Genomic DNA, 273 nt, shown 5'->3' with positions numbered 1-273 from the left:
CTTTTTGCAGGAAACATTCTATTCGTTGATGCAGGGCTACGATGCTGTAGCCCTGCAGACTGACGTTCAGGTTGGAGGCTCAGAGCAACTGTTCAACATCATCGTTGCAGGGCGCAAGCTGCAGGAGGCACTTGGACAGAAGCCGCTCGTCGGAATCACCATGGGCATTTTGCCTGGTACTGACGGCGTGCAGCGCATGTCCAAGTCAACGGGAAATATTGTGCCGATCAATACCGGTGCCGAGGATATGTATGGCAAGTTGATGTCCATTCC

1 pseudogene is annotated in these 273 nt (G+C 52.7%); it reads left to right on the top strand.

What is annotated here, in order from left to right:
• Positions 1–273: pseudogene (locus ACY9Z2_RS19020) on the top strand (tyrosine--tRNA ligase); the annotation flags it as partial.

The organism is Virgibacillus sp. GM2-2, from assembly GCF_055329585.1.
The sequence above is the reverse complement of the archived record's forward strand: the minus strand, read 5'-3'. Positions and strand labels throughout refer to the sequence as shown.